Raw genomic sequence first — 25692 nt, 5'->3', positions numbered from 1 at the left:
GCAGGACGCGGCCGCGCCGTCCGGCCGGACGACGCCGGTCAGCGCACGGGTACGGCGGCGGCGGGTGGGGGCGCGGCGGCCTTTCGCGCGGGCAAGGCGGTCCTCCGGTACGTGTGGGGGGCTGGCGTGTGAGGCTGTGCGGGTCCGGTGGACGGCGCGGTCGGGGTCCGCGCAGCACTGGTGGTCCACCGGCGGACGTGTTACCAACTGGTAAGTAACTTCCCGGAAACCATCATGACGGCGGTACGGCGCCGTGTCCCCGGGCCGTACAACAGAGATTCGCGAGGTGGATTGTGACCGCATCCAAGGCGGCGGAACGCGACTCCGCACCGCAGCTCGACGGCATACCCGTCCACGAACGGCTCAGGGCCGCCGCGGCGGCCCTGGCACCCGCGGTGATGGCCCGGCTCGTCGAGCAGCTCCCCGCCTACGGCGCGCTCCCCTCCGAACAGCTTCGCGGCGAGATCACCCGGGCGGTGGACCGCGGCATCCGGGCCTTCAGCGCGGTGCTGCGCACCGGTGAGCTGCCCGGCGCGGACGAACTGGCGAGAATCAGCGAATCGTCGGCCCGGCGCGCGGACGAAGGCGTCCCGCTGGAAGCCGTCGTCGGGGCCTACCACTTCGGGGCGCAGGAGTGCGCGGCCCAGGTCCTCTCGGCCGCCGGACCGGGCGACCTGCCGGACGTACTCCTGGTCCAGCAGCAACTGCTCGGCTACCTGAGGCTGGTGAGCTGCGCGGTCGCGGCCGGGTACGTCCAGGAACGGCAGGCGGCGCTGGGGGACGAGCAGGTCGCCCGGCAGTCACTGCTGTCCAGGCTGCTGGAGGGCGGCGACCCGCGGACCGCGGCCGACCGCGCCGGCCTCCCGCTGCCGCCCTGCTACCTGGTCCTGGGCCTCAGCATGGGACCGCACCCCGACGAGCTGCTGCCCGGCGTGAACCACGCCGTCGCCGCCCGCCGCAAACTCCGGCGGCTGCGCAACGAACTGCAGCGCCGGACCGCGGGCGTCCCGCTGACCGTGCTGTCCGGGAACGGCGGACTGGTACTGATCCCCTCCGACACGCCACCGGCCGACTTCGGCGGCACGGACCGGGACCGGCTCTCCCTGCTGGTCGAACACCTCACCCGGACGTGCGGCGCCGACCTGCTGGTGGCCGCGGCCGCCGCCGCACCGGGCGACGTCGCGGCCGCCGCCCGACTGGTCGGCGAGGTACGGGAGGTGGCCCGGGCATCCGGCCGCGGACCCGGGCTGTACCTGCTCGACGACGTCCTGCTGGAGTACCAGCTGAGCCGCCCGAGCCCGGCCAGGGTCGGACTCGCCGCACTGCTCACCCCGCTGGCCCACCGCCCCGAACTGCTCGACACCCTGCGCACCTTCCTCGCCTGCGGCCTCGACCGCCGCCAGGCGGCCGCCCGGCTCCAGGTCCACCCCAACACCGTCGACTACCGCCTGCGCAGAGCCACCGAACTCACCGGCCTGGACGCCGCCCGGGGCGCCGACCAGCTGACCCTGCGCGCCGCCCTGGCCGCCCGTGACACCGCCCGGCACGACGGCCCCGACCTCGACTGACACCGCCCAGGTGAACACTCCGGCAGCCGAGCGGCCCGTTGCGCGAGGCCCTGGCCTCCGGCCCCCGGTAGGTCGAGAGCGGCGATCAGGTCGTCCAGGTCCTTGCCGTGCCGAATGATCCGCCCCCCGCCCCCCCGGGGGGCAGGTCGGTCGGACTGCTCGTGCCGGCGCCGGTCGACGGAGTTCACCCGGTGTCCCGCCGCCATGGCAAGCCGTGCCGGCGGTGGCCGACCCCGCACTCCGCATACGGGACGGCCCGGGCCGCGGAGGTCGCCCACGGCCCGGACCGGCGGGCTCGACGGGTGGGGGCGTGGGTCCGATCAGGCGAGCGAGGCCGCGAAGTCGGTGATCAGCCGGGCGACCGCCTCGGGCTGGTCGATGTGGGTCGGATGGCCGCCGCCGGAGACCACCACCGCGCGGGCGAGGGGGCTCAACGCAGCGGTGGCGGCTGCGTGTTCGGCGGGCCAGAACTGGCTCTCGGCGCCGGCGACGATCAGCGCGGGGACGTCGATGCCGGCCACCACGTCACGCCAGTCCTGGCAGGCATGGTCGAACAGCAGCGGGTAGCTGTCCGGGGAGATGTCGCGGGTCAGGCCCCGGCCACCCGCCCGGCGGACCAGCGCGTCGGTCGCCACCGGATCGGGCCAGGCACGGCCGCGGCCGGTGAAGATCGCCGCCGGGTCGAGTAGGAACGTCCCGAGGTTCTCGGCCGTCAAACCGTAGTAACCAAGCTTCCAGTCGGCAGAGTTGACCATCTTCGGAGTCTGGTCGACGGTGACGATCCCGGCCAGCCGGTCGCAGCCGAACAGGCTCGCGTACGCCCAGATCGTGCTCGCGCCCATCGACTGACCGACCACGAGAGCGTCCCGCAGGTCGAGCTGTTCGAGCAGCTCGCGCAGGTCCTTGCCGTGCCGGGACATCCGGTGGCCGTACGGGGGCCGACCGGACCGGCCGTGCCAGCGGCGGTCCAGCGAGATCACCCGGTGGCTCGCGGCGCGCAGCGCGGCCCACTGCAGTGCCCAGCTGTCGGCCGGGGCACCGTAGCCGGCGATCAGGACCACCGGGCGGCCCTCGCCCCCCGTGTCGTAGTAGTGCAGCGTGGTCTTGTCGCCGGTGACGATGCTGGGCATGACGGACCTCCATGGTCGGATCTCACTGCGGACGGCCACCGCCGTACGGCGGCGACCACGGAACGCGTGGTGCACGGCGAGCGCGATGCCACGGGCGATGAGCGTGTCGGTACGGCGGGCGGTGATCATCATGCCGACCGAGGACGGGCTGGGCACGGCCGGAACCAGGACGATCACGCTCGCCAGGGCGGTACGCAGCACGTATGAGAATCGATGGCGCCGGGGAAGACCGCGCCGACCAGCGCCGCGAGCACCACCGGCGCCCGCCCCGGTCGGTGGTGACCATCGGCCCACAGACCGTCGCGGACGGCCGACCGGACGGACGAGCGGGCTCAGCCGGTCCGCCCGGCAGGGGCGGACCCGACGCCGTTCCGGGTCGCGCCGTTTCTACGCAGACCGGGTCGGCGTGCTCCCGCCGAGCTGTTCCGGGTCTCGTCCATGGCGTCGTGTCTCCTCACCTCTGTGGCGGAACCTGTCTCCACCCTCCCGTCGGCACGGTGGCCCGGCGATGAGGATCGGCACAGCGTCGGACGGACAAAAACTGTGGCTTCGGACAATGCCGCCGAAGCTCCGGACCCGGCCGGGCAGGACGACCGCGAGCGCATCCTCGCCGCTTTGCCGTTCGAGGAGTTGGCGGATCGGGCCGCGGCCGCCGTGGTGCGCGAGATCGCCGGCTACCGGGAACGCGACCCGGAACAGGTCAGGGCGGACCTGCTCGACGTGCCGGGCCCGTGTTCGCCATGTCGATCTGCCCGCCGGTATCGGCGGGCCCAGGCCACCGGCCCGGCTCCGCGGACCGCCGCGCAGGCCGAGCAGGCCGAGCAGGCCGATGAACTGGCCGTCGCCACCGGCTTCTACCCCGCCCGCACCGGTGACGCCCTCAGTCTCCGGCCGGGCCGTACGCCACCCGGCGGCCAGCGCAAACGGCGGCCACTGAGCCCCGGCGCGCCGCCATGCACGGCCGCCACGGGCCGAGTTGCCTACAGCCGCGCCCGCGGACCGTGATGACGCGCAATCAGCTCGCGATACCACGCGTGCGACGCTTTCGGCGTGCGCCGCTGGGTCTCGAAGTCGACGTGGACGAGACCGAAGCGCTGATGGTACCCCTCAGGCTGTCGAACACCCTGTCATCATATTCTCCTGCTCGTCCTGCGAGGGTTCGGTCCCGTGACCGGCCCTGGCCGGCAGGAACTTCGCAGCAACGACCAGGGCGGTAAACAGGGCCCTGGAACCAAACAGGGCCCGTGGAACCGCCGCCGGGCCGCCACCTTCGCGTGGCGGCGACCCGGGCCTTCGACGCACGACCACCTCACGCCCACGGCAGCGCGGCGCGGTTCCTCCAGTAGAGCTCGGCGGGCTCGGCGAGCGCCGCCAGGCGGACGAGCTCGCCTGGCACGAGGTCGAGCCGTGCAGCGGCGAGGTTCGAAGCCAACTGTGCCGGGGTAGCCGCGCCGGAGAGCACGATGTCCGCCCAGGGCTGGGCCACGACCGCGGCCAACGCGATGGCGTCACAGGACTCGCCGGTCCTGGCGGCGAGAGCGCGCAGTACCGTCGTGTCGGGGCCGGTGGCGTTGCGGTCAGCGAGGCGGCCGTTGGCCATGCCCTCCTTCACCACCACCAGCATGCCGGCCGCACGGGCCTCGGCCAGCGCCGGTCCGGCGGACGGCTCCAGCAGGTTCCAGGTCGACTGGACGGCTTCGAACAGCGGACGGCCCGCCACCTCCACATCCAACGCCGCCCGGACGGTCTCGCCCTGCGCCGGGCCGCTGGTGGACAGGCCCACTCGGACGCCCTCTGCGGCCAGCTCGGCCAGCCGCGCGTGCAGCGAGCGGTCGGTCAAGACCGGGCTGTCCGGTGTGACGGAGTGCACCAGATAGACGTCCAGCCGCGGACCCAGCAAGGCTCGGCTCTCCCGGATCTGCCGGTCGAACACCGCCGTCGAGTGCTCCTTGACCTCGTGCACGGGCACGCCCGAGGCCTGCCAGTCGGCGGTGTAGGTGTAACCCCACTTGCTCCCCACCACCACATCGGCCGCCGCCTCAGGCCGGGCGGCCAGCCAGCCGCCGACGAACTCCTCGGCCCGGCCGTACGACCGAGCCGTGTCGAAGTACCGAACCCCAGCGGCATGGGCGGCGTCGAGCAGCGCGTGCGTGCGTGCTCGCAGCGCCTCGACGCTCCGCTCGGACGGCAGGTCGAGGTCACGACCGAGCGTGATGTAGCCGGGCCGGCCGACTGCGGCGGTGCCGAGGCCGAAGCGTGCGAGCGACGGTCCGACGGCAGGGGCGGAGGCGGCTGCGGTCGCCATGGCGGAGCTCCGTTCGATCGTTCTGGCCGACGGGGCAGCGCACCCCGTCCGTGTCCGACCCTATCCGCCGCCCTCGCCACCAGCGACGACCTGATCGCCGCCCCCATGGAGTCACCCGCCACCCGGCTCTCACCGCCCAAAGCCCGCCCGATCCGGCGACGCGCTCCGGTTCACCCCCTGTCGCGCTGGACCCTCTCGCCCCGAGCGGCGGCCCCGAGGCGAGGGACCCCCTTCAGCAGGTGCCGTCGTCGCGCCAGACGGCCCAGGAGCGCGGGTCGTTCGGCACGGCGCCGGTGGAGTAGTACCGGCTGCAAAGATGGGCGTCGTGGTCCGCTTCCGGGCGCCTGCCGGGGCACGTGAACGTGCTGCTGGCCGAGGCGAAGGTGCCGTAGGACATCGTCCTGGAGATCGTCCTGGAGATGGACGAGATCAACGACGACTTCACCGTGACCTCCGTCGTCCTGGTCATCGGCGCCGACGACACCGTCGACCCGGCCGCCACCGACAATCCGTCCGGCCCCATCGCCGGGATGCCGGTCCTGCAGGTCCGGGAGGCGGAGCACGTGATCGTCTTCAAGCGCTCGATGGCGTCCGGCTACGCGGGGGTGCAGAACCCGCTGTTCCTCCGCGAGAACAGCAGCATGCTCTCCGGGGACGCCAAACAGAGCGTGGACGCGATCCTCCAGGCCCTCCCCGGCCGGGCCCAGGACACCCCCGCCGTCCACTGGCCGACCGCGGCCGGCCAGCGCCCGCACCCGGCCCTGAGCGGACCGCCTGAGCACGACGCCCGGGCGGTCCGTTCGGCGTTCACGGCCGTCCGGCCGGCACTGTCGCGACGGATTCCGAGTTTTCCGAGAACTTTCCATTTGACCAGGTCAGATGGCATTCAGGGCAGCCGTTGGGCTCTCGTTACGCGATGGGAGAGGGGGATTCGCTGCGGATTTCGTGCACACTGGGATTCGGGACGCCGACGTCCCACCCCTCCGGCGGAACCGGATCCGGGCGACTGACCCGGCTGGCTCCGCCCGGCAACCGCCCGAGGCACGGTGTGTTCGGTGCCGGTCCGGGAGGAGTCCCCCGTCGCCTGCCGGCGCGGGCCAGGCCCAGGACACCCCCGCCGTCCGCCAGCCGACCGCGGGAAGCCGGATCGGCGCCACCCGGTGCAACCCACCGCACGCCGATCTCCCTCCACATCACGACACGATCGACCCACGTGATACTGCTCTACCGAGGAACATCACCCATGACTCACGGAGCCCACCCGAATACTCCCGCACCTCGTGCGAACATCGATCAGGCCCGCGACTGCGCAGACTGCCGCAGTTGGGGAACCGTGATCACTCCGGACGGCCGCCACGAACTGTGCCCGGCCTGCCAGCTGCCCGACACCGAGTATTCGTCGATCGCCGGGCCCTGACCCGCAGTCAGGGCGATCAACGACTTCGCGACCACCGAGTTCCAGCTGGTGCTGCTCCGCCGGACGGCCGACTTCCACCCGGATCCGGTGGGGCAGGCCGTACGCCGGCTGGGAGCGACCCGCTCCGACCTGTGGGAGGCGAACAAGCGCTGGCGGGCGCTGATCCGTTCGAGCCGCCTCCCGTACGGCGCCCGCCGCTACGCGGCGGCCCTCGGTCCGCCCGAGGCGGTCATCCCCCGCCGCCTCGGCGACCTCGACTGCACGGCCAAGCACCGGGCACTCCCGCTCTGGCCCGGTCTGCGCTTCGACATCCTGCTCGGACCGGCCGGCGGACCGGCCGCGCCGCTGAACGAATGGCTGGTCCGCGCGCCCGGGTTACCGGCGCCGACGCCGCGGGTGCTCGCGGACCTGACCCCGTGGAGCTGCGTCGTCGCGGACGTCGCAGCGGCCTTCCCGCCGGCCATGCCACATGAAGGCAGTGCGCCGACCCGACGGGAACTCGATTTCACCGCTCCCGACGCGACCGGGCGGCCGCGCCCGTGCACCGCGGAGTTCAGCTGGGGCCTCCTCCGGGAAGTCCGCCTCGAGGACCTGGGCGAAGCCGTTCCGTGGAGCAGGTGAGCCGTCTCCCGGCCCCGGCCTGCACGGCAGGCGCACTCCCGACGTCGCGCGCCCGGCGGGACCTGTCCGACGAGCCCTGGCATGGAACGAGATGGTGACCTCGACCGGAGTGAAGTGTCCGGTGAACGAGCAGAGCATGATCGAGACGGCCTCGGAGACCACGTCCACCGTCACGCCGTGGTACGGCGTCCGGCACGGCCTGTGGGCGTGCCGATCTGGTTGCGTTCGAGTGGCGAGCGCGACGTCACGAAGGCCGGGCGGCGGCCGACGCCGAGTCACTGTCGAGCGTGCCAGGACCAGTTCGGCCAGTCCCTCGGCGAATGTTCCCTCCGCCGCGTCGACGAGCCGCGTGCCGTCGTCGGTCAGGGCCGGCAGTGAGGACCGGCGGTTCGGCCGGGTTCGGCTGCCGGATGGCCCATCCCTGCTTCCCCAAGCGGTCGACGCCCTTGCCGGTCGCTCCGATGCCGATGGCGAACTCGGCTGCGAGGTAAAGGGATACTGCTCATCCAGGCACCGGCCCCCAGCTCTCGTGCTGGCCCCGACGCGCCGCAATCATGTCCCGGTACCAGGCGTACGACGCCTTCGGAGTCCGCCGCTGCGTCGCGCGGTCGACGTGGACGAGGCCGAAGCGCTGATGGAACCCCTCGGCCCGTCGGACGGACTGTCATGGTGACGAGGCCGCAGCTGCAGGACGTCACTTTTATTGGATTCGACGGTTCGACCACGGAGTCGAGAAGACCGACCGACCCGGCTACTTCGTGTACAGCTTCCGGTGGATCGCCGCGTTCGGCGGCCGATGGCGTGAAATCGACCGGCCCCCTTGTCAAGGCGTACCGCCTCCGTAGCATGACCGAATATCCGACTCGATCGCGTAAGGAGAATCCCGCTGAAGCTGTACTTCAGCATGCTCGGAGCGCTCAGGGCGCGGCGCGGCGATCGGGAGCTGCGGCTGAACCGGGCCCGGGACCGCGCGGTGCTCGCCGTCCTGCTCGCGAACGCCGGGCGGCCGGTGTCCGTGGCGGAGATCATCGACGGCGCCTGGGGCGAGGAGGTGGACGAGGCGCCGGACCGGGCCAGGGGACTGCCGGCCACCATGTACCGGCTGCGCAACGCCCTTGCCGTCGAGGGCGGTTCCGTCGAGGGCGGCGACGTCCTGCGGCACGTCGGCAAGGCGTATCGGCTGGAGGCGGACCCGGCCGGCATCGACCGCACGGTGTTCCTCGCCGAGCTCGCCGCCGCCACCGCCGCCCGTCGTAACCGGCAGCCCGAGCGGGCCCACGCCCTGCTCACGGCGGCGCTCGGCCGCTGGTCCGCGCCGGTGGCCCTGGACGGCGTGCCGGGCCCGTTCGCCGAGCACGACCGCCGGATGCTGGCCGGGCGCCGCGAGGAGGCCCGGCTGGCCCGGCTCGAACTCGACGTCGAACTCGGGCGGCCGCTCACGGCGGAACCCGCCCCGGAGCAGGCCACCGTCGTCCCCCACGCGCTCGTGCTGGCCCGGGCCGGCCACACCGAGCAGGCCCTCGCCCTGCTCGCCGGCTCCGCCCCCGGCGGCGAGGCGGCGGCTCTGGCGGCACGCCTCGGAGGCCGGGCCACGAACCTGGCGGGCTGGACGCCCTGGGCCTACCGGACCACTCCCCGGCCGGTTCGCCGGCCGTTCCAACTACCGCCCGACATTGCCGACTTCACCGGCCGAGCGGCCTTGCTGGCGGAGCTCGACGCCGCCCTGGCCGCGCCGGGACCACGGTGGGTCACCGTCACCGGGCCGCCCGGCTACGGCAAGAGCGCGCTCGCCGTCCACGCCGCGCACCTGCTCGCCCCCGGCCATCCCGACGGCCAGCTCCACGCCGACCTGGGCGGGAAGGCCCCCGGCGCGGATCCGGCCGCCGTGCTGGCCGCCTTCGTGCGGGCCCTGGGCGTCGAGAAGCACGCCGTCCCGCCGGGCCTCGGCGACCTGCGCGCGCTCTACCTCCGGCTGCTCGCCGGACGGCGTGTCCTGGTGCTGCTCGACGGCGCCGTCGATGCCGAGCAGGTCCGCCCGCTCCTGCCGGCCGAGCCCGGCAGCGCGGCGCTCGTCACCGCCGGCCGACCGCTGCCCGGAGGACACACCGTCACCGTCGGCCGGATGACGCCCGACGAAGGGATGGAGCTGCTGTCCCGTACCCTCGGCACCGGGCGCCTCGCCCGGGAGCCGGACGCGGCGCGGGCCCTGGTCGCCGCGTGCGACCATCAGCCCCGCGCCCTGCGGCTGGCCGCCAGCCGCTTGGTGGGCCGTCCCGCCTGGCCGGTTTCCGCCCTCCTTGCGCACGCACGTACATAACATCCGTCTGCGAATAAACGCCGGCGTTCATCCCCCGTCAAGCGGCCCGGCACAAAATCCCGTCAGCGGCCGCGATCGCCATCCGATCGGGCAAGCCGCCCGGAATCGCCGCGATGGGAAGAGGACGAACTGATGAGTGGGACCGTCATTTGTATCAACCGCGCACCGGCCTGCACCGCCGCCGAGCACGGCGAGGCGCGCCTGATCAGGCAGGGCGACGGTCACCTGCCCGCCCGCCACGCTCCGGATGACCACCGGTCCGCCCGGTACGCGACCCGGGCGGCAGGCGCGGCCGGCCGCGGCACCAGGGCGGTCGGGCGCGCCGCCGGCCGGCTCCACGCCGGGATCGCCGGCCCGGGCTCGACCGAGAGCCCCCATGTCGTCCGGCCGGCGCCGGAGAACCGCTGAGCCCCGCGCGCTCCGCCCCAGCCCCCAGCGCCCGGCGCCCAGCCCCAGCCCCTGCGCCCGGCGCCGTCACCGCCCCCAGCCCGCTGCGAATCCCCCACGCGACACCGCCATCCACCGGCCCCGGCGCGCCGTCCCCCCGGGGCCCGACGAGCCGCCGGGAGAGCCGTCATCGCCACCGAGCCCGTACCCGCCACCGAACGCACACCCGCCAGCACACCGGAGCTGCGCTTCCACCTGCTCGGCCCGCTCACCGCCCGGGTCGGCGACCACCACCTCGACCTGGGCCGCAGCCAGCAGCAGGCCTTTCTCGCCATGCTGCTCGCCCACCCGGGCCGGCCGCTGACCGCCGCCCGCCTCGCCGAGGGCGTCTTCGACGAGGACAACCCGCCGAGCCGACCCAGGTCCGTCCTGGCCACTCACGCCTACCGGCTGCGTCGCGCGCTGCGCGACCACCGCGCCGAACACCTCCTGGTCACCGTCGACGGCGGCTACCGCCTCGACGTCCCCGCCGAGTCGCTGGACTCCGTCGTCTTCGACCGCCTCGTCGCGCAGGCGGAGGACCCCGCCGCCGACCGGCCTCGGGCCCGCGACCTGTTGACCTCGGCGCTGGCCCTGCACGAGGGCGAGCCGCTGGCCGGACTGCCCGGTGCCCATGCCGTCGAGCTGCGCCGCCACCTGGCCGAACGCCGGGTGGCGGCACTGGAGGCGAAGCTCGCCCTCGACGTCGATCTGGGGGACAACCCGTCCTGCCTGGTCGAACTCGACCAGGCCGTGTTCGCCCACCCGTTCCGCGAGCGGTTCCGCGCCCTGCTGATGCTGGAGTACCACCTGGCGGACCGCCCGGCCGAGGCGCTGGCCGTGTACGCCGATGCCCGGCGCGACTACCGCGCCGAGGGGCTGGACTGCCCGGAGCTCGACACGCTGCACACGCGGATTCGGCGCGCCGACCCCGCCCTCGGCACGGCGACCCGCCCCGTGGGCCGGTCGGCCGCTGCTCACGGCCGGCCGGTTCCGGACCGGGGGGCGGACCCCGGCGGCACGCCGGTGCCGGAGCAACTTCCCACTCCCCTGGCTGACTTCACCGGCCGGCAGAGCGCCGTCGCAGAGCTGGCCACCGTGCTCACCCGGCCCCACCCGGGCGCCGTGGTCATCTCGGCGATCAACGGAATCGGCGGTTCCGGAAAGACCGGTCTGGCCGTGCACGTCGCCCACGCCCTGCGCGCGTGGTTTCCCGACGGCCGACTGCACCTGGACCTGCGCGGCACCCGGGCCGACCCGCTCGACCCGGTCGAGGCACTCGGCCTGCTGCTGGCCTCCCTCGGCGTCGCGGACCGGGAGATCCCGGCGGACCCGGCCGAGCGCGCCGCGCTCTACCGCACCACCGTGGCCGGCCGCCGCCTGCTGGTGCTGCTCGACGACGCGGCCTCCGCCGAGCAGATCGCCCCGCTGCTGCCCGGCGCCCGGACCTGCGCCGTCCTGGTCACCAGCCGCGTCTGGCTGACCGGCCTCCCGGGCGCCCACCACCTCCACCTCGACGCGATGCGGCCGGCCGAGGCGCTGGACCTGCTCGCCATCGCCGCCGGCCGCGCCCGGACCGAGGCCGAGCCCGAGGCCGCCACCGCGATCGTCACGGCCTGCGGCCTGCTGCCGTTGGCCGTACGGGTGGCCGGCTCCCGGCTGGCCGCCGACCCTGCGCAGTCCCTGGCCGGCCTGGCCCGCGCCCTGGCCGACGAGCAGACCCGACTCGCCGAACTCGCCTACCACCATGCGGCGGTGGAGCCCGTCCTGGCCCTGTCCTACGCCCGGCTCGACGGCGAACAGGCTCGTGCCCTGCGACTGCTCGCCCTCCCGGACACGGCCGTGCTCGGCCTGGGGCCGGCCGCGGCACTGCTCGACCGCGCCCCGGAGCGCACCCGCGAGCTCCTGGAGACCCTGGCCGACCTGAACCTGCTGAACTCGCCGGCCGCCGACCGGTACCGGCTGCACGGCCTGCTGCGGGTCTTCGCCCGTCGGCGCGGCGCCGGCGAGGAGACCCCGGCCGAGGTCTCGGCCGCGTACGCCCGGCTGCTCGCCTTCTGCCTCGCCACCGCCCGCAACGCCGAGGCGACCGCGCACCGCGTCGAGCACGCCCGCCGCAGCCTGATCACGGCGGAGACCGCCGCGCCCGGCAGGACCTTCGACACGGTGGAGGACGCCACCGCCTGGCTGCGCGACCAGACCGAACTCCACCGGACCGTGATCCGCCGGGCCTGCCAGGACCCGGCCCTGCCGCTCGCCCAGGCCGCCGACCTGACGGACAAGATGGGCTCGATCCTGTTCGGGCGCGACTACGTGACCACGGTCGGCGACCTGGCGGCCCGGGTCGCCGAAGCGGCGCCGGCCCGCGGCGAACGGGACGCCGAGGCGCTCGCCCGCTCGGTCCGCGGCAGCATGCTCTGGCACGCCGGCTCCTACGCGGCGGCGGGCGAGGAGCTCCGCCGCTGCCTGCCCCTGTGCGTGGGGGCGGCGCTGCGCCGGCTGCGCGCCAACGTCCTCCAGCTGCTGGGGGCGAACGCGCGGGCGCTGAGCGACTTCGAGGCGGCGATCGGTCCGCTCGAAGGGGCGTCGTCGCTGTTCCACCAGCTCGACGACGAGACCGCCGAGGGCCTCGCACTCGGTGAGCTCGGCTACAACCACGCCAGGTGCGGCCACCTCACCCGGGCCCGCGCGGCCGGCGAGCGGTGTGCCGAGCTGACCGGTGGTGAGGTGTCCATCTCCTCGTCCGTCGGAAGCTACTACCTGGCCCGGATCCTCCACCTCTGCGGCGACCTCGCGCGGGCCCTGGAACGGGCGGAGAGCGCCCTGGCCCGGTTCCGTTCCTTCGGCATGCCCGCCTTCCAGGCCGCGACCGGCGGCCTGATCGCCCGGATCCACCTCACGGCCGGGCGGCCGACGGCCGCCGTCCGGGCCGCCGAGGAGGCACTTCCGCAGGCCCGCTGCGTCGGCGGAATGCTGGAAGGCACCGTGCTGCGCACTCTCGGCCAGGCCCTCGCCGACCTGGGCCACCGCAGCCGGGCCGGGGCCTGCCTCGGACAGGCGCACGAGCACTTCCGGCGGCTGGGCCTCGACGCCGACGCGGCCGAGACCGAGCGGCTGCTCGGCGTGCTCATCGAATGTCCATCGCCGTGACCGAGCCTTATGTCGTGGCCCGGTCAACCGGACCGGGCCAGCAGGGATGGGAATACACATGTCCGTCAACGGAATCCGCCGGGCCGTCCTCGGCCTGGCCACCACCGCGCTCGCCGGCGGGATCGCACTGACCGGCGCCGGGGCGGCTTCGGCATCGAGCGGCGGCGGCTGCGGCGGCCCGGGCTGGAAGCAGACCTGCATCAGCGCCGGCGGCGGCCAGGTGTCGGCGCAGGTGACCACCAACTTCGCCAGCAACAACTGTACCGAGCAGATCATCATCTGGGACTACACCACCGGCGGCCAGGCGCTCTCCACCTCGTTCCCCTGCCGCTCCGGTCAGTACTCCTACACCTACACCCTCAACAACCCGACCCCGGGCCACGACTACAAGGCCGAGGCCCGCTTCTACTGGCAGCCCGGCAGCGGCTACGACTACCAGCTCAGCCCCGACCTCTGGTACTGAGCCACCGGCCGTGAGGTGACACGGCCCGCTACCCCCGTGGGCCCTGAGCCCGCGCCGCGTCCCGCTCCCGACACCCACGGGGGCGGGACGCCCTCGCACCCGGTCCCGCCTCGACGACCTACCCCGCTCGCCGCGCCCGGTGGGCCGCGATCAGGTCCCGGTACCAGCCGTACGACGCCTTCGGCGTCCGCTTCTGCGTCTCGAAGTCGACGTGGACGAGGCCGAAGCGCTGACTGAACCCCTCGGCCCACTCGAAGTTGTCCAGCAGGGACCAGGTGTAGTAGCCGCGGACGTCGACGCCTTCGGCGACGGCGGCGGCGAGGGCGTCGAGGTGGCCGGCGAGGTAGGCGATCCGGTCCGGGTCGGAGACCGTTCCGTCGGCGGCGGGTTCGTCGGCGACGGAGCAGCCGTTCTCGGTGATGGTGATGGGCGGGAGGGCAGTGCCGTAGCGGTCGCGGAGGCCGGTGAGGAGTTCGCGCAGGCCGTCGGGGACGACGGGCCAGCCGAAGGCGGTGCGGGGGACGCCCTCGATCGGGGCCTCGGCGAAGGGGAGGCCGGGGTCGGTGGGGGCGGCGATACGGGTGGGGTTGTAGTAGTTGACGCCGAGGCCGTCGAGGCCCGGGCCGGCGATGAGCTTGAGGTCGCCGTCCTGGACGCTGCCGCCGAGGTCGGGGCCGACGCCGTAGGCGGAGAGGTCGGGGTAGCGGCCGAGCAGGATCGGGTCGGTGAACAGGCGGTTGTGCAGGGCGTCGTAGGCGGTGGCCGCCGCCAGGTCCGCGGGGTCGTCGGTCGCCGGCCGCACCGGTGTGAGGTTGTTGGCGATCATCACCTCCAGGCCGCGCTCGCGCAGGACGGCGGCGGCCAGGCCGTGCCCGAGCAGCTGGTGGTGGGCGGCCGGGAGGGCGTCGAGCATCAGGGCGCGGCCGGGGGCGTGGATGCCCATCGCGTAGCCGTAGACCATGTGCACGAAGGGCTCGTTGAGGGTGATCCAGGCCGGGACGCGGTCGCCCAGCCGGTCGGCGACCAGGGCCGTGTACTCGGCGAAGCGGTACGCGGTGTCGCGGTTCAGCCAGCCTCCGCCGTCTTCCAGAGCCTGCGGGAGGTCCCAGTGGAAAAGGGTGGGCACCGGGGTGATCCCGGCGGCGAGCAGGGCGTCCACCAGCCGGTCGTAGAAGTCGAGGCCGGCCGGGTTGGCGGGGCCGGCGCCGGTGGGCCGGATGCGGGGCCAGGCGATCGAGAAGCGGTAGCCGTCCAGCCCGAGGCCCTGCATCAGGGCGACGTCCTCGGCGTGGCGGTGGTAGTGGTCGCATGCCACGGCGCCCGTGTGGCCGTCGCGGACGGCGCCGGGGCGGGCGGCGAAGACGTCCCAGACGGACGGGCCGCGGCCGTCCTCGTCCACCGCCCCTTCGATCTGGTAGGCCGCTGTGGACACGCCCCAGCGGAATCCCGACGGCAGTTCAAGTCGATGCTGCATGCCAACCTCCCACAGAAACGCGAGGAGGGCTCATGTTACTGGCGCAGCGCCGAAGCGCCAGAGGGAATCGACCACTGGCGGCCGCAGGACCGTCGGATCGAGCCGGGTCACCAGCTCGTCCAGGGAGGTGCGGAGTTCGTCCGGGACGAGGGCGAGCCCGGCGAAGTGCTGGACGGCGGTGCGCAGCCGCTCGTGGTGGCGGGGCGCGAAGATCATGCCCCTCGGAGCGCACCGGACGGGCGCAGCGGTGGGACAGTGGAGCGGTGAAGTCTCCGCCTGGTGGGTTGGGCCATGGTGGCCAGGCGTGCGTCGGCGTTCTGTCCTGCCGCGATCTCGTACTCGCCGCGCTCGCCGGCGAACAGGGGCCACAGTCGGCCGCGGGTGGCGTGGCTGCCGGGTTGGAGCCGAAGTTTCAGTCGCCGCCGTTGGCCTGGCCGCCGGACTCCTCAGGGCCCCCGCGGTTCTCGTCGACGAGGACCGGATCGGTGCCGCGGGTGCGGCTGGCGGCGGCACAGCCCTTACAGCTGACGGCGGCGCTGCGCCGACCCCGTTCACTCCAGCGTGGCTGCCTTGCGCAGCAGCACCGACCGTTCGCGGGTGTTGCGGCACAGGCGGGCGGCGAGTTCGAGCTCGGCCCGGGCCTCGCGGGTCCGGCCGAGCCGGCGCAGCAGTTCGCCGCGCACGCTGGGGAGCAGGTGCGATCCCGCCAGGCGGTCGGTGGCGACCAGTTCGTCGACGATGGCGAGCCCTTGTCGAGGTCCGGTCGCCATCGCGACGGCAACCGCCCGGTTGAGCTCGACGACCGCGGAGGGGGCCACCTGGCCCAGCGCTTCGTAGAGCAGCACGATGCGCTCCCAGTCGGTCTCCGCCACCGAGGGCGCCGTCGCGTGGCAGGCGCCGATCGCGGCCTGCAGCCCGTACGGTCCAAGGCCCCGTCCGACGGCGGCGGCCCGGCCGATGGCGGCCAGGCCCCGGCGGATCGCCGAGCGGTCCCACCGGCGCCGGTCCTGGTCCTCCAGCAGCACCGGCTCGCCGTCGGGGCCGGTGCGGGCGGGAAAGCGCGCGGCCGTCAGCTCGCACAGCGCCAGCAGCCCGGACACCTCCGGTTCGTCGGGGAGCAGGGCCGCCAGCGTCCGGGTGAGCCGGATCGCCTCGTAGGCGAGGTCGGGGCGCAGCAGGTTGTCGCCTGCGGTCGCCGTCGAGCCCTCGGTGAAGATCACGTAGAGCACGCTCAGCACCCCGCCGACGCGCCTGCGGCGCTCCTCGGCCGGCGGCAGCTCGAAGGGGACGCCCGCCGCGGCGATCGTCTTCTTAGCTCGGGTGATCCGGGCCTGGACGGTCGGCACCGGGACCAGGAAGGCGCGGGCGATCTCCTCGCTGGCCAGTCCGGCGACCGCGCGCAGCGTCAGCGCCACTCGCGCCTCGGGCGAGAGCACGGGGTGGCAGGCGATGAACATCAGTGCGAGGACGTCGTCGTCCAGCTTGTCGGGGTCCCACAGCAGGTCGTCGGCCCGCTCCGGCGGGGCCTGCGCGCCCGAACTGGCCTCTCCCTCGGCGAGTTGACCGGAGAGCACGGCGTACCGCTCGTCGAGGGCCGATCGGCGCCGGAAGCTGTCGATCGCCCGCCGCCGCGCGGTGGCGAGCAGCCAGCCGACCGGGTTCGTCGGCGCGCCCTCGCGCGACCAGCTGACGAGCGCCTCGGCCAGCGCCTCCTGGGCGATGTCCTCGGCGAGCGCGAAGTCCCCGGTGTAGCGGGTCAGCGCCGCGACGATCCGGGCGGACTCGATCCGCCATACGGCCTCCACGGCCCGCCGAGCCGTCTGCCGGCTCGGCGGGCCTTCGGCGTCCGGACCGGTCATCAGAGCTGGCCGGTCCGCTCGCGCCACACGCGCTCCTTGGCGATCCACTCGTTGTCCTGCGGGAACTCGTCGATGCCGGGTACCCGGCGGATCTCGCACTTCGAGCCGGCGATCGCCGGGAGGCGCTTGGCCCACTCGACCGCCTCCTCCTTCGAGGCCACGTCGATCAGGTAGAAGCCGCCGAACAGCTCCTTCGTCTCACCGTAGGGACCGTCGGTGACCACCGGCGTCTCGCCGCCGAAGTCGACCACCACACCCTGGCCCGGGTCGTCCAGGCCCTCGGCGGCGACCAGCACGCCGGCCCGGATCAGCTCCTCGTTGAAGCGGCCCACGGTCTCGAGCATCTCCTCGAAGGGCGTCTCCATCATCTTCGCCATGGACTCGTCCGTGCCACGCATGATCAGCATGTACTTCGCCATCGTCGTCCTCCTCCGTACGGGTCGTCCCTCGACCCTCTCACCCCTAGGTCGAACGGCGCGGCCGCGGATCGACACGACACCACGGCGAGTTTCCTCAGAATCCGCATCGCCCCCCGGAGGACCGCGAGGGGCGACCGCTCAGCCCGTACGACCTCGCGGAGAGAATCCCCTGACCTGCGGCGTCGGCGCCCGCCGGCGGAGGGCCGCAAGCACGCCTGCCGGCACGCCCCGGGGGGGAGCTGGGGCGTGCCGGCAGGAACGGTGCCGCGAGTGGCGGTGACGGGAGAGGCGGTGACGGTAGAGGCGGTGACGGTAGAGGCGGTGCCGGGAGGCCCGGCGACCGCCCCCGTCGTGCGTCAGGAGATCGCGACGCCGTTCGAGTACTTCTTCATGAAGTAGGTGCCGAACCCGTTCTGCACCGGGTCACCGCTGTTGTTGGCGCAGTGCAGGATGCCTCCGCCGCCGGTGCCGTTGAGGCAGACGGTCATCAGGTCGGTGAGGACGACCCCGGGGGTGTCGGGGACCTCGTAGGCCCGGTCGGTGTAGATGTCGGCCTGCAGGTTGAAGAAGCAGTAGCTGCCCAGCCCCCAGGCCTGGTGGTCGCGGACGGAGTCGGCGACCTTGTACGCGGCGTAGCCCCGGGTGCCGCCGTGGCCCCACGCGGACTGGGTGGGGACGTCGTAGGGGTGCTCGTTCTGGAAGAAGTAGGTGCGGCCTTGTTCGCCCTTCCAGTGCACCTCGTACTTCTGGAAGTGCTCGACGAACAGGCCGTACACGGTGACCCGGTCGCCGTTGACGAGGAAGCCGGTGCCGGCGGGGTTGACCGCCCAGCCGACGCTGCCGTCGAGACCGTGGTCGGCGCGCCAGATCCAGACATGGTCGACGATCACGTCGTTGCTGTCGATCCGGATGCCGACCTCGGTGCCGCCGGGCACGAATCCGCCGACGCGGACGAAGACGTCGAAGAGCGCGGTGGGGCGGGCGGCGTGGTTCTTCCGGCTGTGGCCGTCCCCGACGCTGAGCAGGACGCGTGAGCCTGCGGAGGCGGTCTCCAGGAGCACGCCGGCGACGGTGACGTCATCGACGTCGTCGACCTCCACGAGCGAGTTTCCGTCGACGGCCTGGAGGGTGGCCAGGCCCAGGCCGAGCACGACGGTTCCGGGCCGGGACACCCGCAGCGGGTCGGAGAGCCGGTAGACGCCCGGGGTGAGCAGCAGGTGCTGTCCCTGGGAGAGGGCGTGGTTGAGGGTCTTGGCGGAGTCGCCGGGCTTGGCCACGTGGAAGCGGGACAGCGGGATGCTGTGCCCGGCGGCCTTGCCGGAGGCCCAGGTGGTCCCGGTGGAGTTGCGGCGCAGGGCGGGGACGAAGACCTGGTAGGAACCGTGGGCGTCCACGGTGAGGAAGGGCTTCTCCCGTATGACGGGGGTGCGGTCGACCGTCGTCATCGGAGGGGCAGGGAAGCTCTGGGCGGGGGCGCCCTGGGTGCCGACGAAGACCATGTTCCAGTTGGATCCGGTCCAGCTGCCGAAGGTGTCGTTGCGGGACAGCCACTGCTGCTGCGAACCCGACTCGACCTGCCCGTCCACCAGGCTGTCGGCGAGGAACCCGCCGCTGGACCAGCGGTTGCCGGGCGGGCTGGGCCACAGCGTCATGTCGCCCTTGACGTGGGTGCGGCGCATCGGGGCCGCCTGGGAGACCGCCCAGCGCTCCAGGCCGTCCGGCGGGACGATGCAGAGGTTCTCGGCGGCCCGCCAGAAGTTCTGGGTGCCGTTGCCCTCGAACCACTGTGCGTCGGACGTGACGTGACCGTTGATCACGACGTCGTCGGGGCTCTCGCCGAGGCCGAGCACGTGCGTGTAGAAGCCGACGTTGACGTCGACGTTGTAGGTGCCCGGCTTGAACGCCAGGACGTGCCGCTCGCTGCCGAACTGGTTGGACTCCTGGATCTTGAACACGGCGTCGACCTGGGCCTGGATCGCCGCGTCGCCCATGGAGGGGTCGAAGACCAGGAAGTTGGCGCCCAGCCCGGCGGGTTTGCGGGATTCCGGTGCGGCATGGGCCGCGCCGCTCGAAAGGGCGCCGACCACGGGCAGTGCGGCGGCGACCGCTGCGCCGCGGAGCACAGTCCGGCGGGGCGGGGTGACAGACATGACTCTCCCAGGCGTGGTGGATGGACGGGGAGGACTCCGAGGCAGGTTTCCCACGGCTTGAGAGCGCTCTCCCGCGCTGGGAAGTGAATCACCGGGACCGTACGGCGTCAATGACTCCGGATCACCTGTGACGGAGGGGCGCCGGATCCGCCCTGCCGAGCCACCCGCGCAACCAGGCCTCGCTCTGACGGCCCGTCGGCCACAGTGATGACGTTGTCGCAGGTGGAAGGGGCGCCGCCGCAGGCAGGCGAGGCGTAGGGGCCGGGCGGGCTCCGGACGGGTCCGGACGAGGTCCGGACGACGGAGCGCGGCACGCGGCGGACGTCCGGGCTCCGGCGACGGACAGACCGGACGGCCCGGACACCTCGACCCCGGCCGGGCGCGGATCCGGCCGCTGCCCGGGAGCGCTCTCCCCCTCGGTTCGACGTAGTTGTACGACCCACCGAGGAGGCCGGTCCCGGTCGGTGCGAAGTGCTGCACCACGTAGTCGATCCGCCGACCACCCGTCGACCCGGTCCCCGAGCCCGCCGACCGGGCCCGTTCACCTTTCGCGGCACCGTCGAGGGCCACAACGGGTCCGCCATTTGTCGAGGGCCACAACGGGTCCGCCATTTCACAGAGGGCGTTGGCGGATGGCGGATCGCCGCGCGTCAAGGATCAGCGTGGGCCACGCAGCCGGACCGGCCCAAGGCGCGCACCGGCCGTTCTGCTGCCGCTCGCCCTGCCGACGACCGCGATTCGGCAGGCGCTGTCGCGTGCCCCCGCCGGCGGGCGGTTGCCTGTGTCAGCGGGAGTCGGCGGTCCCGAAGGGCGGGTACGGCGGCGGTGGGGGTGACGCTGCCTCCTGACGGCCCGCGATGGCCGCGGCGAGCGCCAGCAGGGCCTCGACCTGGGCGACTTGTGCGCGCAGTTCGCCGGTGGCGTTCATTCCGGTGAGCTTGATCAGCGCCAGGACGTCCCTCGCGGCTTGGGCGTGCACTTCGTAGGTGGCCATACCGGACTCCGACGGGTTGGTCGTGGTAACCGAGCTGGATCGACCGTAAGCCCGAACCTTGGTGCTGGCATCTCGCAGCAGCCGCTGCGGGAGGGCGACCGGGATCGCTGCGCGCGCTCGCCCGGCTCGACCTGCCGGAGGGTGACGCCCCACCCGGATGCCCTTGGTGCAGTCGGCGGCCACGCCCCCCGGTCGTCGCCACGTGGGTCTGCTGCGGGTACGGCACCCGGCGGCTCGGCATCGACCCGCGCTGCGCGGTGGACGATCACGGAACGACGCACCGGCGCCGGCTGGCACATCCGCCCGACGGACGGAACGCCGCCGCCGGGGCGCGCCGGAATCCGGTTGACTGCTCCCATGGCGGAACGATAGATGTTGTATATACAACTTGTCCGTTCGGGGGGATGTCGGTGAGTCCGGAAGCAGTACCGGTGGTGGTCCTGGCCGCAGCTCTGCTGCACGCCGTGTGGAATGCCCTCGCCCACGGAATGACGGACAAGCTGGCGGGCTTCGCCCTGATGAACACGGTCTTCCTCGCGGTCGGCGCGGCGGCGGCCTGCCTGGCACCGCCGCCCGACCGCTCCGCCTGGCCCTGCCTCGCCGCCTCCGCGGCCCTCCAGGTCTGCTACCAGCTGCAGCTCCTGCGGGCCTACCGGCTCGGCGACTTCGGGCAGATGTACCCGCTCGCCCGCGGCACCTCACCGATGGTCGTGGCCCTGCTCGCGGCGACCGTCCTGGGACACCCGCTGCACGGCACCAGACTCCTGGGCATCCTGGTGATCTCGCTCGGGCTGGCCGGCCTCGCCTTCGCCGGCGGGCTCCCCGGCCGCGCACAGCTGCCCGCGCTGGGCGCGGCGCTCACCACCGGCGTGCTGATCGCCGGGTACACCGTGATCGACGGCATCGGGGTCCGGCGGGCCGGCGCCGCGGACGGCTACATCGCGTGGATGTTCCTCTGCCAGGGCGCGGCCATGCTCACGGTGGCCGCGCTGCTGCGCGGCCGCGCCCTGCCCGGCCAGCTCCGGCAGGGCCGGTGGACCGGGCTGACCGGCGGGCTCATCTCACTGACGGCGTACGGCCTGGTCGTCTGGGCACAGACCGCGGGCGACCTGGCCACCATCGCGGCCCTGCGCGAGACCAGCATCGTGCTCGCCGCTCTCATCGGCGTCCTGTTCCTGCGCGAACGCCTCGGCCACGTCCGACTGGCCGCCAGCGCCACCGTACTCACCGGCATCGCCGTCCTGGAACTCGCCCACAGCTGACCCGACGGCCTGCCGCCGCCCCGACCCGACCGTGCCGCACCGTGCCATGCCCGGACTGCACCGTGCCGCGCCGTGCCCGACCCGGCCTTGCTGCGCCGTGTCATGCCATGCCATGCCATGCCGCGAGGCGACGCCGGCCCGGACGGCCGGGGCCACCGTCACCGCACCCACCCGGCGGCCCCGCCCGGGCACCTCGACCGCCCGCAGCGGTCACGGCGTTCGGCACGTGGCCGCTGCGGGAAATCGGAGCCTCAGTGGTCCGGATGATCAGGCGTTGCGGGTGCTCCGCAGCCAGTCCCGGTAGTGGGTGGGGGCCGGGCGGGCGTGCGGGCCGGCGGTCAGGACGTCTCCGTGGACGGCGGCGAACAGGCCGGCCCGGTCGTCGGTGACGACGGGGCGCGCGTCACCCCGGGCGGCCAGGGTGATGCGGCCGAGCTCGTCCAGGGTGAACCGGTCAGGGCCTGCCACCTCGAGGATGCCGTCGAGCGGGGATCCGGTGGCCACGTCGGCGAGGGCGTCGACCACGTCCGCACTGGCGACGGGTTGGACGGGAGTGGCCGGCAGCCGGACGGCGGTGTCGTCCGAGGTCCAGGACATGGTGGGCTCCATGAATTCGAAGAACTGTGTGGCGCGGACGATCGAGTACGGGGTGGGACCGCCCCGCAGCAGCTCCTCCTGAAGCACCTTGGCGCGGTAGTAGTCCAGCTCGGGCACCTGGTCGACCCCGACGATCGACAGGACGACCTGGTGGCGCACCCCGGCCTGCCCGCCCGCGTCGAGCAGATTGCCGACGGTGGTGCGGAAGAAGTCGAGGGACTGGTCGTCGAAGGTCGGGGAGTTGGTCACGTTGACGACCGTGTGGGCGCCCGCGAGGGCCTTGTCGAGGCCGGCGCCGGTGAGCAGGTCGACGCCGGACGACAGGGATGCCGCGGTCACGTCGTGACCCCGCGCCTTGAGCTCGGTGGCGAGCTGGGAGCCGATCAGGCCGGTGCCGATGACGGTGATCTTCATGGTGTGCCTTCTTCCGTGGGCAGGGCTTCCCCGCGCCGGTCACAAACTCGGACACGGGATGTCCGAGACAATACTCGGATAGTATATGTCCGAGTCACCTGGGAGGCGGCATGAAACTGTCCGGCGGCGTCGAATGGGCCCTGCACTGCTGCGTGGTCCTGACGGCGGCCAGCGAGCCGGTGCCGGCGGCCCGACTGGCCGAACTGCACGACGTCTCGCCCAGCTACATGGCCAAGCAGCTGCAGGCGCTCTCGCGAGCCGGTCTGGTGCGCTCGACCCAGGGCAAGACCGGCGGCTACGTGATCACCCGGGACGCGGGCGAGATCACGCTCCTGGACGTGGTGCAGGCCGTCGACGGGGCGAGCCCAGCGTTCGTGTGCACCGAGATACGCCAGCGCGGCCCGTTCGCGACACCGCCGGAACAGTGCACCAAGCCGTGCCCCGTCGCCCGGGCGATGGGAACCGCCGACGCCGCCTGGCGGGCCGCACTGGCCGGGATCACGATCGCCGACCTCGTCGCCTCGGTGGAGAACGACAGCGGACCGCAGGCACTCCCGGGGATCGGCAGCTGGCTGACCGCCGGCACCGGCCCGAACTGACCGGCCACCCCGCGCGCAGCCGCGCCCCCTCGGGACGTACGGGTTCGGCCGGCGCGGGGAGGCATGGGATCGGCGCCGCCCCGGGGAGGCATGGGTTCGGCCGCCCCGGGGAGGCATGGATTCGGCCGGTCCGAAGGGGACGGCCGTCATGTCCGACGACCGCACGAGCAGGGGAAAGCACATGGAATTGCGTCCGGGTCGACGCGGGATTCTTGCCGGGGTCGCCGCGACAGCCCTCGCCGGTGTTCTCCCGAGCGGGGGGACGGCGTCCGCGCAGGGCTCGGCCGCCGCAGGGATCGCAGGGCAGCTGCATGCTCTTGAGCAGGCGCATTCCGCGCGGCTGGGGGTCTTCGCGTACGACACGGTCACCGGCCGGACCGTGCTGCACCGCGCGGACGAACTGTTCCCGATGTGCTCGACGTTCAAGACGATCGCCGTGGCCGCCGTCCTGCGGGACCTCGACCGGGACGGCGAGTTCCTCGCCAGGCGCATCCGGTACACGGGGAAGGACGTCACGGATTCGGGCTACGCGCCGATCACCGGCCTGCCCGAGAACCTGGCCGACGGTATGACCGTCGCCGACCTGTGCGCGGCCGCCGTCGACCACAGCGACAACACCGCGGCGAACCTCCTGCTGCGCGAACTCGGCGGCCCCCGCGCGGTCACCCGCTTCTGCCGTTCCGTCGGGGACGGCGTCACCCGGCTGGACCGCTGGGAGCCCGAGCTGAACTCGGCGGAGCCCGGGCGGGTGACCGACACCTCGACCCCCCGCGCGATCGGCCGGACCTACGCCCGGCTCACGCTCGGAGACGCTCTCCGCCCCCACGACCGCGAGCGGCTGACCGGCTGGCTGCTGGCCAACACCACCGGCGACCACCGCCTCCGGGCGGGACTGCCCGCGGACTGGACCGTCGCGGACAAGACCGGCACCGGCGCCTACGGCACCACCAACGACGTGGCCATCACCTGGCCGCCCGGCCGCGGACCGATCGTGCTGGCCGCCCTGTCCACCAAGCACGACTCCGCCGCGCCCGCGGACGAACCGCTGATCGCCGACACCGCTGCGCTGCTGGCAGCAGCACTGACCTGACGGGACGTGACTCCGCCCCTGACCCCGACCCCGACCCGACCCGACCCCGACCGCCGACCCCGACCACCGACAGAGCCGGACCGGGCTCAGGCCGGCGGACGGCCGAGCCGGGCCGGTCGGGGAGAGCGGGGCGAGCCGACGGCGGCGGGGCGGCAACCTTTCGCGAGACAGAGCGGATGGCGGGCGCCTACTGGGACCTGTACGTCGGAGAGATCGGCTGGAACGTGTACTCCTTCGTCCGGGTCGGCAACACCTCCTCGGCCGACCTCGACCTCCAGGACTTCCTGCGGGCGCTGGCCCGCCGCGGACGCGTGGCGGAAACCGACCACCTCAGCGGCGTCGAGGCCGGCACCGAGGTCTTCACGGGCAAGGTGCGGCTGGACACGTCCTCGTATGCGGTGAGGGTCGGCCGAACCCCACCGACCCGGCCGCCCCCGGCCGTCCACACCTGTACCGGCTCACCCGTGAGCGCGAGGGTCCAGATGCTGGTGGAGGAACGCGAGCTGCGCCTCGACGGCCTGCTCGTGCGACTCCAGGAACGGGGCGTAGTGGCGGCCGGGCAGGTGCACCACCTCGGACCGCGGCGCGTTCCGGGCCCACCGGACGGCAGGGCCGGGGAGAGCGCTCTCGTCCTGGTCGCAGACGACCACCAGCAGCGGGCACCGTATCCGGGCGGCGTGGCGGCCGGGCCGGTACCCGCCGATCTGCAGGGCGATCCGGGCGGCGACCGTCCGCTCCCAGTTCGTGTGGCGGCCGTCGGGGTCGAGGGCCCGGTCGCCGTCCATCGCGTCGGACGTGGTGAGCGAGGCGACGGCGCCGCGCGGTCCGGCGGTGGGGACCAGCAGCGGCGGACGCCCGGCGAGGCCCCCGAGGGTGTCCGCCACGCCCCGGCCGAGGAGCCGCAGCAGCGCGAGCGGCGTCATGGCGCGCAGTGCGTGCGGGGCGACGGCGGGGCCGTCGACCAGTGGGGTCTGGGCGATCGCGCAGGCCAGCCGCGGGTGGTCGGCGGCGACACGGAAGACGTGGCCGCCGGCGAGCGAGAACCCCCAGACCGCGATCCGGTCCGGGTCGACGTCGGGCAGACCGGCCGCGTACTCGATCGCGGCGTGCCAGTCGGCGACCTGCTCGTCCAGGCGGACGATCTGGCGCGGCGTGCCCCCGCTCTCCCCGAACCTTCGGTGGTCGAAGGCGAGGACGGCGAGGCCGGCGTCGTTGAACCGTGCGGCGAACTGGTCCGTGGCCGGTTCCTTGGTCACCGAGGTTCCGCCGGCCATGATCACGCAGCCGCCGTCGGACCCCGGGTAGTGCCAGGCGGCGCAGGTGGTGCGGCCGCTGGCGAAGCGTACTTCTTCTCGTCGGTCGAACGCGGGCACTTGGGCCTCCGTGGTAGGTCTGTCGTTCTCGGGGCGCTGGGAGAACCGCGGGCCTGCGGTGTCG

At 73.5% G+C, this 25692-nt stretch carries 21 protein-coding genes and 4 pseudogenes; 12 read left to right on the top strand and 13 right to left on the bottom strand.

The features are described from left to right. Window positions 1-293 precede the first annotated feature (293 nt). Window positions 294-1568, top strand: a complete 1275-nt coding sequence (locus OG689_RS34455) for a helix-turn-helix domain-containing protein (RefSeq protein ID WP_266324886.1) — start codon at window positions 294-296, stop codon at window positions 1566-1568. Window positions 1569-1888: 320 nt separating this feature from the next. Here OG689_RS34455 and OG689_RS34450 read toward each other — a convergent pair whose 3' ends face one another. Next, entirely contained in the window at window positions 1889-2899 is a 1011-nt protein-coding gene (locus OG689_RS34450) for an alpha/beta fold hydrolase (RefSeq protein ID WP_266324884.1), read from the bottom strand. Window positions 2900-3241: 342 nt separating this feature from the next. On the opposite strand from OG689_RS34450, the gene OG689_RS34445 reads away from it, so the two are divergent. After that, entirely contained in the window at window positions 3242-3703 is a 462-nt protein-coding gene (locus OG689_RS34445; protein WP_266324882.1) for a hypothetical protein, read from the top strand. Here OG689_RS34445 and OG689_RS34440 read toward each other — a convergent pair. The 3 genes and pseudogenes from OG689_RS34440 to OG689_RS34430 all read right to left on the bottom strand — a co-directional run. Then, window positions 3679-3798 (bottom strand): annotated as a pseudogene (locus OG689_RS34440) (family 1 glycosylhydrolase); the annotation flags it as partial. The gene OG689_RS34445 and the pseudogene OG689_RS34440 sit on opposite strands and share 25 nt — an antisense overlap. A gap of 209 nt (window positions 3799-4007) precedes the next feature. Then, a complete protein-coding gene (locus OG689_RS34435) occupies window positions 4008-5003 on the bottom strand; it encodes an aldo/keto reductase (RefSeq protein ID WP_266324880.1) in 996 nt (331 codons plus the stop codon). 232 nt (window positions 5004-5235) lie between these two features. After that, window positions 5236-5436: a hypothetical protein gene (locus tag OG689_RS34430; protein ID WP_266327793.1), complete on the bottom strand. Its 201-nt coding sequence runs from the start codon at window positions 5434-5436 to the stop codon at window positions 5236-5238. Between OG689_RS34430 and OG689_RS34425 the strand changes: the two are divergent. Next, window positions 5339-5695 (top strand): annotated as a pseudogene (locus OG689_RS34425) (NAD(P)(+) transhydrogenase (Re/Si-specific) subunit beta); the annotation flags it as partial. The gene OG689_RS34430 and the pseudogene OG689_RS34425 overlap by 98 nt on opposite strands. 773 nt (window positions 5696-6468) lie before the next feature. After that, window positions 6469-7041 carry a hypothetical protein gene (locus OG689_RS34420; RefSeq protein ID WP_323189350.1) on the top strand — a complete coding sequence of 191 codons (573 nt, stop codon included), beginning with the start codon at window positions 6469-6471 and terminating at the stop codon, window positions 7039-7041. Between the two features lie 502 nt (window positions 7042-7543). Here the strand turns inward: OG689_RS34420 and OG689_RS34415 are convergent. Beyond that, window positions 7544-7681, bottom strand: a pseudogene (locus OG689_RS34415) (family 1 glycosylhydrolase); the annotation flags it as partial. 264 nt (window positions 7682-7945) lie between these two features. On the opposite strand from OG689_RS34415, the gene OG689_RS34410 reads away from it, so the two are divergent. The 4 genes from OG689_RS34410 to OG689_RS34395 all read left to right on the top strand — a co-directional run bounded on the left by OG689_RS34410 (window position 7946) and on the right by OG689_RS34395 (window position 13397). Further along, the gene (locus OG689_RS34410) at window positions 7946-9358 is read left to right on the top strand and encodes a BTAD domain-containing putative transcriptional regulator (protein ID WP_266324878.1); all 1413 of its coding nucleotides are present in this window, start codon (window positions 7946-7948) and stop codon (window positions 9356-9358) included. A 132-nt stretch (window positions 9359-9490) separates the two neighbouring features. After that, window positions 9491-9766 (top strand): hypothetical protein, encoded by a 276-nt coding sequence (locus OG689_RS34405; protein WP_266324876.1) that lies wholly within the window; start codon window positions 9491-9493, stop codon window positions 9764-9766. A 51-nt stretch (window positions 9767-9817) separates the two neighbouring features. Then, window positions 9818-12934: a BTAD domain-containing putative transcriptional regulator gene (locus OG689_RS34400; RefSeq protein ID WP_323189392.1), complete on the top strand. Its 3117-nt coding sequence runs from the start codon at window positions 9818-9820 to the stop codon at window positions 12932-12934. A 58-nt stretch (window positions 12935-12992) separates the two neighbouring features. Further along, window positions 12993-13397 carry a hypothetical protein gene (locus OG689_RS34395; protein WP_266324874.1) on the top strand — a complete coding sequence of 135 codons (405 nt, stop codon included), beginning with the start codon at window positions 12993-12995 and terminating at the stop codon, window positions 13395-13397. A gap of 118 nt (window positions 13398-13515) precedes the next feature. On the opposite strand, the gene OG689_RS34390 is transcribed toward OG689_RS34395, so the two are convergent. From OG689_RS34390 to OG689_RS34365, 6 genes are all read right to left on the bottom strand, one after another. Then, the gene (locus OG689_RS34390; RefSeq protein ID WP_266324872.1) at window positions 13516-14871 is read right to left on the bottom strand and encodes a GH1 family beta-glucosidase; all 1356 of its coding nucleotides are present in this window, start codon (window positions 14869-14871) and stop codon (window positions 13516-13518) included. Between the two features lie 30 nt (window positions 14872-14901). After that, window positions 14902-15087: a hypothetical protein gene (locus OG689_RS34385; RefSeq protein WP_266324870.1), complete on the bottom strand. Its 186-nt coding sequence runs from the start codon at window positions 15085-15087 to the stop codon at window positions 14902-14904. Window positions 15088-15422: 335 nt separating this feature from the next. Further along, window positions 15423-16757 carry an RNA polymerase sigma factor gene (locus tag OG689_RS34380; protein WP_266324868.1) on the bottom strand — a complete coding sequence of 445 codons (1335 nt, stop codon included), beginning with the start codon at window positions 16755-16757 and terminating at the stop codon, window positions 15423-15425. Next, window positions 16730-17149, bottom strand: a complete 420-nt coding sequence (locus tag OG689_RS34375; RefSeq protein WP_266324866.1) for a YciI family protein — start codon at window positions 17147-17149, stop codon at window positions 16730-16732. The genes OG689_RS34380 and OG689_RS34375 overlap by 28 nt, the downstream gene beginning before the upstream one ends. A gap of 356 nt (window positions 17150-17505) precedes the next feature. Next, window positions 17506-19299, bottom strand: a complete 1794-nt coding sequence (locus OG689_RS34370; protein WP_266324864.1) for an adenylyl cyclase — start codon at window positions 19297-19299, stop codon at window positions 17506-17508. A 784-nt stretch (window positions 19300-20083) separates the two neighbouring features. Further along, on the bottom strand, window positions 20084-20293 hold the full coding sequence (locus tag OG689_RS34365) for a hypothetical protein (protein WP_266324862.1): 210 nt from the start codon (window positions 20291-20293) through the stop codon (window positions 20084-20086). Window positions 20294-20697: 404 nt separating this feature from the next. On the opposite strand from OG689_RS34365, the gene OG689_RS34360 reads away from it, so the two are divergent. Further along, window positions 20698-21555, top strand: a complete 858-nt coding sequence (locus tag OG689_RS34360; RefSeq protein WP_266324860.1) for a DMT family transporter — start codon at window positions 20698-20700, stop codon at window positions 21553-21555. A gap of 267 nt (window positions 21556-21822) precedes the next feature. Here OG689_RS34360 and OG689_RS34355 read toward each other — a convergent pair whose 3' ends face one another. After that, complete coding sequence (locus tag OG689_RS34355) at window positions 21823-22566, bottom strand: SDR family oxidoreductase (RefSeq protein WP_266324858.1); 744 nt, start codon at window positions 22564-22566, stop codon at window positions 21823-21825. Window positions 22567-22676: 110 nt separating this feature from the next. Between OG689_RS34355 and OG689_RS34350 the strand changes: the two genes are divergently transcribed. The 3 genes and pseudogenes from OG689_RS34350 to OG689_RS45065 form a co-directional block, all read left to right on the top strand. Beyond that, complete coding sequence (locus OG689_RS34350) at window positions 22677-23165, top strand: Rrf2 family transcriptional regulator (RefSeq protein ID WP_266324856.1); 489 nt, start codon at window positions 22677-22679, stop codon at window positions 23163-23165. Window positions 23166-23346: 181 nt separating this feature from the next. Continuing rightward, a complete protein-coding gene (gene bla, locus OG689_RS34345; protein WP_266324854.1) occupies window positions 23347-24255 on the top strand; it encodes a class A beta-lactamase in 909 nt (302 codons plus the stop codon). A gap of 176 nt (window positions 24256-24431) precedes the next feature. Then, a pseudogene (locus tag OG689_RS45065) lies at window positions 24432-24644 on the top strand (endo-1,4-beta-glucanase); the annotation flags it as partial. Between the two features lie 69 nt (window positions 24645-24713). Here the strand turns inward: OG689_RS45065 and OG689_RS34340 are convergent. Further along, entirely contained in the window at window positions 24714-25628 is a 915-nt protein-coding gene (locus OG689_RS34340; RefSeq protein ID WP_266324852.1) for an alpha/beta fold hydrolase, read from the bottom strand. Window positions 25629-25692: the final 64 nt, after the last annotated feature.

This window comes from Kitasatospora sp. NBC_00240 (assembly GCF_026342405.1).
In the GTDB taxonomy this organism is placed as follows: Bacteria; Actinomycetota; Actinomycetes; order Streptomycetales; family Streptomycetaceae; genus Kitasatospora.
The sequence above is the reverse complement of the archived record's forward strand: the minus strand, read 5'-3'. Positions and strand labels throughout refer to the sequence as shown.

Bases quoted from the DNA above. Each gene is read 5' to 3' on its own strand.
- OG689_RS34350 (WP_266324856.1), top strand. From the start codon at position 22,677: ATGAAACTGTCCGGCGGCGTCGAATGGGCCCTGCACTGCTGCGTGGTC.
- OG689_RS34390 (WP_266324872.1), bottom strand. From the start codon at position 14,871: ATGCAGCATCGACTTGAACTGCCGTCGGGATTCCGCTGGGGCGTGTCC.
- bla (WP_266324854.1), top strand. From the start codon at position 23,347: ATGGAATTGCGTCCGGGTCGACGCGGGATTCTTGCCGGGGTCGCCGCG.
- OG689_RS34435 (WP_266324880.1), bottom strand. From the start codon at position 5,003: ATGGCGACCGCAGCCGCCTCCGCCCCTGCCGTCGGACCGTCGCTCGCA.
- OG689_RS34410 (WP_266324878.1), top strand. From the start codon at position 7,946: ATGCTCGGAGCGCTCAGGGCGCGGCGCGGCGATCGGGAGCTGCGGCTG.
- OG689_RS34360 (WP_266324860.1), top strand. From the start codon at position 20,698: ATGTCGGTGAGTCCGGAAGCAGTACCGGTGGTGGTCCTGGCCGCAGCT.
- OG689_RS34355 (WP_266324858.1), bottom strand. From the start codon at position 22,566: ATGAAGATCACCGTCATCGGCACCGGCCTGATCGGCTCCCAGCTCGCC.
- OG689_RS34370 (WP_266324864.1), bottom strand. From the start codon at position 19,299: ATGTCTGTCACCCCGCCCCGCCGGACTGTGCTCCGCGGCGCAGCGGTC.
- OG689_RS34405 (WP_266324876.1), top strand. From the start codon at position 9,491: ATGAGTGGGACCGTCATTTGTATCAACCGCGCACCGGCCTGCACCGCC.
- OG689_RS34385 (WP_266324870.1), bottom strand. From the start codon at position 15,087: ATGATCTTCGCGCCCCGCCACCACGAGCGGCTGCGCACCGCCGTCCAG.
- OG689_RS34375 (WP_266324866.1), bottom strand. From the start codon at position 17,149: ATGGCGAAGTACATGCTGATCATGCGTGGCACGGACGAGTCCATGGCG.
- OG689_RS34365 (WP_266324862.1), bottom strand. From the start codon at position 20,293: ATGGCCACCTACGAAGTGCACGCCCAAGCCGCGAGGGACGTCCTGGCG.
- OG689_RS34395 (WP_266324874.1), top strand. From the start codon at position 12,993: ATGTCCGTCAACGGAATCCGCCGGGCCGTCCTCGGCCTGGCCACCACC.